The following is a 6,137-nucleotide window of genomic DNA, read 5'->3' on the forward strand; positions in this document are numbered from 1 at the left end:
CACATGTTCACCCTACATGCTTAACTGAATGGTATTGCCGTTACCGGAGCCTTAATTAACCATACCCTTAGCCGATTGTCATCAGGCTGGCGTTACCGCCAGCAGCAGCGGTGTTGACGCTCAATGAGCGTTCAATATACAGCCGCTCCAGCAGGATATTGCTCTCACCACGGGCAAAGCCTTGTACCGAGACAATTGCGCCATCCCGTGCGGCAACCGCTTCGCATAACGCGCGCAGTTGATCGGAATCACCGTGGAAGATAACGGCATCGAACGGTTGTACGGTCAGATTATCCGCTTTGGCAAACTGGATGCGCCCGGAAAGAGCGGCAGGCAGACGTTTTGCCAGATCGCGGTGGAAAGCATCATCCGGCCACAGGATGAGACTGCCCGCGGAAGCCACGGCGGCGACCTGAACCAGTGCGTCCTGTTCGTTATCGGCAATACACAGAACGCGATCGCGAGGTAACAGCGTCCAGGTGTTGCGCTCGCCGGTAGGGCCAGGCAACAAACGCTGGGTTCCGGCCTGCGCCAGTTCAGCAAACTGTTGGCACAGGGTCTGCAACGCCGGGCGATCGGCTGCCCATTCGGTGAGGGCGTCCAGCGGCTGGATCAGCGCCGCCTTGAGCTGTGCATCGACAGGGTAATCGGCATCCTGGCGCGCCAGGGTGATGCTTAGCGCATTTTCCGGACGGTTAGCCAGCAGACGGTACAGATACAGCGGACCGCCGGCTTTCGGTCCGGTGCCTGACAAGCCTTCGCCGCCGAAGGGCTGCACGCCGACCACCGCGCCAACCATATTACGGTTGACGTACAGGTTACCCACGTGTGCGGAGCCGGTGACCTGAGCGATGGTTTCATCAATACGGGTATGCACACCCAGCGTCAGGCCGTAGCCGGAAGCATTGATTTGCTCAATCAGATTGCCCAGATTGCTGCGGGTGTAGCGTACGACGTGCAGCACCGGACCAAACACCTCTTTTTGCAGTTCGTCGAAGCTCTCCAGCTCAATCAGCGTCGGCGCAATAAAGGTACCGGTTTGCCATTCCCGCGCATCCTCGCTGTTTTCACGTGCAGCCTGGAATACCGGACGTCCCTTGGCGCGCATGGCCTGAATGTGGCGCTCAATATTGGTTTTGGCCTCATCATCAATAACCGGCCCAATGTCAGTGGTCAGGCGGCCCGGATTGCCCATCCGGCATTCGGCCATCGCGCCGCGCAGCATTTTCAGTGTGTGCTCGGCGATGTCATCCTGCAGGCACAGGACGCGCAGTGCCGAGCAGCGCTGTCCGGCGCTGTCAAAGGCGGAGGCCAGCACATCAACGACCACTTGCTCCGTCAGCGCCGAGGAGTCGACGATCATCGCGTTCATTCCACCGGTTTCGGCGATCAGCGGGATCGGACGGCCTTGCGCGTCAAGACGGCGAGCAATATTACGTTGTAACAGCGTGGCGACTTCCGTTGAACCGGTGAACATCACGCCGCGTACGCGCTCATCGGACGTCAGCTGTGCCCCGACGGTTTCACCCTGGCCGGGCAACAGTTGTACCACGCCTGGCGGCACGCCAGCTTCCAGTAAAATGGCGATCCCCTGGGCGGCAATCAGCGGTGTCTGTTCTGCCGGTTTTGCCAGCACGCTATTGCCTGCAGCCAGCGCAGCGGCAATTTGCCCGCTGAAGATGGCCAGCGGGAAGTTCCACGGGCTGATACAGACCACCGGGCCGAGCGGACGATGGGTTTCGTTATCAAAATCATCGCGGACTTGCCCGGCGTAATAATGCAGGAAGTCGACTGCTTCACGCACTTCGGCAATGGCGTTGCTAAAGGTTTTACCTGCTTCGCGAACCAGAATGCCAATCAGTTGCTGCATCTGGCCTTCCATCAGAACGGCGGCGCGATGCAGAATAGCGGCGCGCTCCTGCGGCGGCGTTGCGAACCAGATCGGCGCATTATTTACCGCGCTTTGTAACGCTTGCTCCACTTCATTCGGGGAGGCTTCACGCACGTAGCCCACAATATCTTTCGGCTCCGCTGGGTTAATTACCGGCGTCATTTGTCCGTCAGCCACCGGATGCTCCAGCATCGGTTTCGCGTGCCATTTTTGCAGTGCGCTGTTGAGCAGGGCAGAGGACAGCGAGGCCAGGCGATGTTCGTTCGCCAGATCCAGTCCGCCTGAGTTTTCGCGTCCCTTGCCGTACAGGTCGCGTGGCAGCGCAATCTTCGGATGCGGTAGACCCGCCAGGCCTTCCTGCTGCGCCAGTTTTTCTACGGCTTCGACCGGGTCGGCGACCAGTTCATCCAGCGGCAGAGTGGTGTCGGCAATACGGTTAACGAACGAGGTATTCGCGCCGTTTTCCAGCAGCCGACGCACCAGGTACGCCAACAGCGTTTCATGGGTCCCTACCGGTGCGTAAATACGGCATGGGCGGTTCAGTTTGCCATCGGCAACTTTGCCGGTAACCTGCTCGTACAGGGGTTCACCCATGCCGTGCAGGCACTGGAACTCGTACTGTCCGGGATAATAGTTCTGACCCGCTAACTGATAAATGGCCGCCAGCGTATGGGCGTTATGGGTGGCAAATTGCGGGTAGATCAGATTCGGCACGGCAAGCAGTTTTTTGGCGCAGGCCAGATAGGAAACGTCGGTGTAGACCTTACGGGTATACACTGGATACCCTTCCAGACCGTCCATCTGGGCGCGTTTAATTTCGCTGTCCCAGTATGCGCCTTTTACCAGGCGGATCATCAGGCGACGGCGGCTGCGCGTGGCCAGATCAATCAGATAATCAATCACGTACGGACAGCGTTTCTGGTAGGCCTGGATGACAAAACCAATCCCGTTCCAACCCGCCAGCTCAGGTTCGAAGCACAGTTTTTCCAGCAGATCGAGGGAGATTTCCAGGCGGTCTGCTTCTTCGGCGTCAATATTGATGCCAATGTCGTACTGACGCGCCAGCAGGGTGAGCGACTTCAGGCGTGGATAAAGCTCGTCCATTACGCGATCGTACTGCGCACGGCTGTAGCGTGGGTGCAGCGCCGACAGCTTGATCGAAATCCCCGGCCCTTCATAAATGCCGCGTCCATTAGACGCTTTACCAATCGCGTGGATAGCCTGCTGGTAAGACACCATATAGGCCTGCGCGTCAGCGGCGGTCAGTGCGGCTTCTCCCAACATGTCGTAGGAGTAGCGGAAACCTTTGTCTTCCAGCTTCCGTGCGTTAGCCAGTGCTTCGGCGATGGTTTCCCCGGTGACGAACTGCTCCCCCATCAAGCGCATCGCCATATCGACGCCTTTGCGGACCAGCGGCTCGCCGCTCTTACCGATGATGCGGTTCAACGAGCGCGAGAGGCTGGCTTCGTTATGTGTGGAGACCAGGCGTCCGGTAAACAGCAGTCCCCAGGTTGCCGCGTTGACGAATAACGACGGGCTGCGTCCAATGTGTGACTGCCAGTTACCGTTGCTGATTTTGTCGCGGATCAGCGCATCGCGCGTGGCTTTGTCGGGAATACGCAGCAGGGCTTCCGCCAGGCACATCAGCGCAACACCTTCCTGAGAGGATAGCGAGAACTCTTGCAAGAGTCCCTGTACCATGCCGGCGCGACCGCTGGCGGTTTTCTGGTTACGTAGTTTGTCGGCTAACTGATATGCCAGCTTATGAGCCTGTTCAGCGATCGGTTGCGGCAGGCGCGCCTGTTCCATCAGCATCGGTACGGCGTCGGTTTCTGCACGACGATACGCGGCGGTGATCGCCGCCCGGGAAACGGACTGCGGCAGGATCTGCTCGGCAAACTCGAGGAAAGGCTGGTGAGTTTCATTCTGGTATGCCGAGGCGTCATCACCTTCATTGGCTGCACCCACCAGTAGGGCAGGCAGCTCAGGCAGGGCATCGTCATTTTCCAGTCTTTCGAGATAATTAAAGATGGCTTGTTTGATCAGCCAGTGCGGCGTGCGATCGATTCGTGTTGCGGCTGTTTTAATACGCTCGCGTGTGGCGTCGTCCAGCTTAACCCCCATCGTGGTGGTTCCCATGCCGTTTACTCCTGTTGTGCTGAAATACGGGACTGATAGTTACTGAGAAATATCCACCATGTTGCAACTTTGTGCAACCGTGTTAAATGTGACTTGGTTTGCAAGCTTGAAAATGAATGAAATGTTAATAAATGTGGTGTTTGTTGGGATGTCTGTAAAAAATACGAGCGCTTTTTCTCTGCGGCAGTTAACACTTTTTAAAGGTGCAACCGCGAAAAGTGTGAGAGAGTGCAACCTCCAGAAAAATGCTATCTACTCGAGATCAAAATTGATGTAAATGGTGTGTTAAATCGATTGTGAATGATCCTTGCTTCCGGCAGGATACGGTCGCCCAGGTCAACATAGATATCTTTGCCACGTTCCGGCAGGGTAATAAAACGGCAAGCCACGGCATTGTCGATACATAATTTTGGAGAGTTTTGATGGCTATTAGCACACCGATGTTAGTGACATTCTGTGTCTATATTTTTGGCATGTTGTTGATAGGGTTTATTGCATGGCGTTCAACCAAAAACTTTGATGATTACATTCTGGGTGGACGCAGCCTGGGGCCGTTTGTCACCGCGCTTTCCGCCGGGGCATCCGACATGAGCGGCTGGCTGCTGATGGGGCTGCCGGGGGCGATTTTCTTGTCGGGGATTTCAGAAAGCTGGATCGCCATCGGCCTGACATTAGGCGCATGGATTAACTGGAAGCTGGTGGCTGGACGTTTACGCGTACACACCGAGTTCAATAATAATGCTCTGACGCTACCGGATTACTTTACCGGTCGTTTTGAAGATAAAAGCCGCGTGCTGCGTATTATTTCCGCGCTGGTTATTCTGCTGTTTTTCACCATCTATTGTGCTTCAGGGATTGTTGCAGGGGCGCGTCTGTTCGAAAGCACCTTCGGCATGAGTTATGAAACAGCGCTGTGGGCGGGTGCGGCAGCGACGATTATCTATACCTTTATTGGTGGTTTCCTGGCCGTCAGCTGGACCGATACCGTGCAGGCCAGCCTGATGATTTTTGCTCTGATCCTGACGCCGGTGATGGTGATTATTGGCGTCGGCGGCTTTGAAGACTCGCTGGAAGTGATCAAACAAAAGAGCATTGAGAACGTGGACATGCTCAAAGGCCTGAACTTTGTCGCCATTATTTCCCTGATGGGCTGGGGGCTGGGTTACTTCGGTCAGCCGCACATCCTGGCGCGCTTTATGGCGGCAGATTCTCACCATAGCATCGTGCATGCACGTCGCATCAGCATGGCATGGATGATCCTGTGTCTGGCGGGCGCGGTGGCCGTTGGTTTCTTCGGTATCGCCTACTTCAATAACAATCCGGCACTGGCCGGTGCAGTGAACCAGAACGCTGAGCGGGTGTTTATTGAACTGGCGCAAATCCTGTTCAACCCGTGGATTGCCGGTATTCTGCTGTCGGCTATCCTTGCGGCGGTGATGTCGACGCTGAGCTGCCAGCTGCTGGTGTGTTCCAGTGCCATTACGGAAGATTTGTACAAAGCGTTCCTGCGTAAAAATGCCAGCCAGAAAGAACTGGTGTGGATTGGTCGCGTCATGGTACTGGTAGTCGCGCTGATCTCTATTGCTCTGGCGGCTAACCCGGAAAACCGCGTTCTCGGTCTGGTGAGCTACGCCTGGGCTGGCTTTGGTGCGGCATTCGGACCGGTAGTGCTGTTCTCCGTACTGTGGTCGCGTATGACCCGTAACGGTGCGCTGGCGGGGATGATCATTGGTGCGGTCACGGTTATCGTCTGGAAACAGTTCGCCTGGCTGGGCCTGTATGAAATCATCCCGGGCTTTGTGTTCGGCAGTATTGGTATCGTGGTGTTCAGCTTGCTGGGTAAAGCACCTTCAGCCGCAATGCAAAAACGCTTTGCTGAAGCTGATGCGCATTATCATTCTGCACCGCCGTCACGTTTACAGGTTGAGTAATCTGCTGACTGCTTCTACAGCCCGCCGCGTGCGGGCAATGCCGTTCAGTTAACGACTAGTTTCAGAAGGCATCAAGATGTGCTGGCGGAGGCAATGAACATACTATCTCAGAGAAAGGTTCCATTCACCTCATGCTCATCGTTTTTCCTGAGGCACAGATTCCTGTGAACGTGTAA

Annotated in this window: 2 protein-coding genes; one reads left to right on the top strand and one right to left on the bottom strand. The window is 55.9% G+C overall.

The features are described 5' to 3' along the window. Positions 1–67: 67 nt before the first annotated feature. Positions 68–4,030, bottom strand: coding sequence for a trifunctional transcriptional regulator/proline dehydrogenase/L-glutamate gamma-semialdehyde dehydrogenase (putA, locus tag FDW88_RS01550; RefSeq protein ID WP_137361885.1), 3,963 nt, complete (start codon positions 4,028–4,030; stop codon positions 68–70). A 422-nt stretch (positions 4,031–4,452) separates the two neighbouring features. On the opposite strand from putA, the gene putP reads away from it, so the two are divergent. Continuing rightward, the gene (gene putP / locus FDW88_RS01555) at positions 4,453–5,961 is read left to right on the top strand and encodes a sodium/proline symporter PutP (RefSeq protein ID WP_096757603.1); all 1,509 of its coding nucleotides are present in this window, start codon (positions 4,453–4,455) and stop codon (positions 5,959–5,961) included. The last annotated feature ends 176 nt before the right edge of the window (positions 5,962–6,137 follow it).

This window comes from Citrobacter sp. wls829, assembly GCF_005280825.1.
Lineage (GTDB): Bacteria > Pseudomonadota > Gammaproteobacteria > Enterobacterales > Enterobacteriaceae > Citrobacter > Citrobacter gillenii.

What these genes read in the sequence shown, in the direction of transcription:
- putA (WP_137361885.1), bottom strand. Translation starts at nt 4,030, where the DNA reads ATGGGAACCACCACGATGGGGGTTAAGCTGGACGACGCCACACGCGAG.
- putP (WP_096757603.1), top strand. Translation starts at nt 4,453, where the DNA reads ATGGCTATTAGCACACCGATGTTAGTGACATTCTGTGTCTATATTTTT.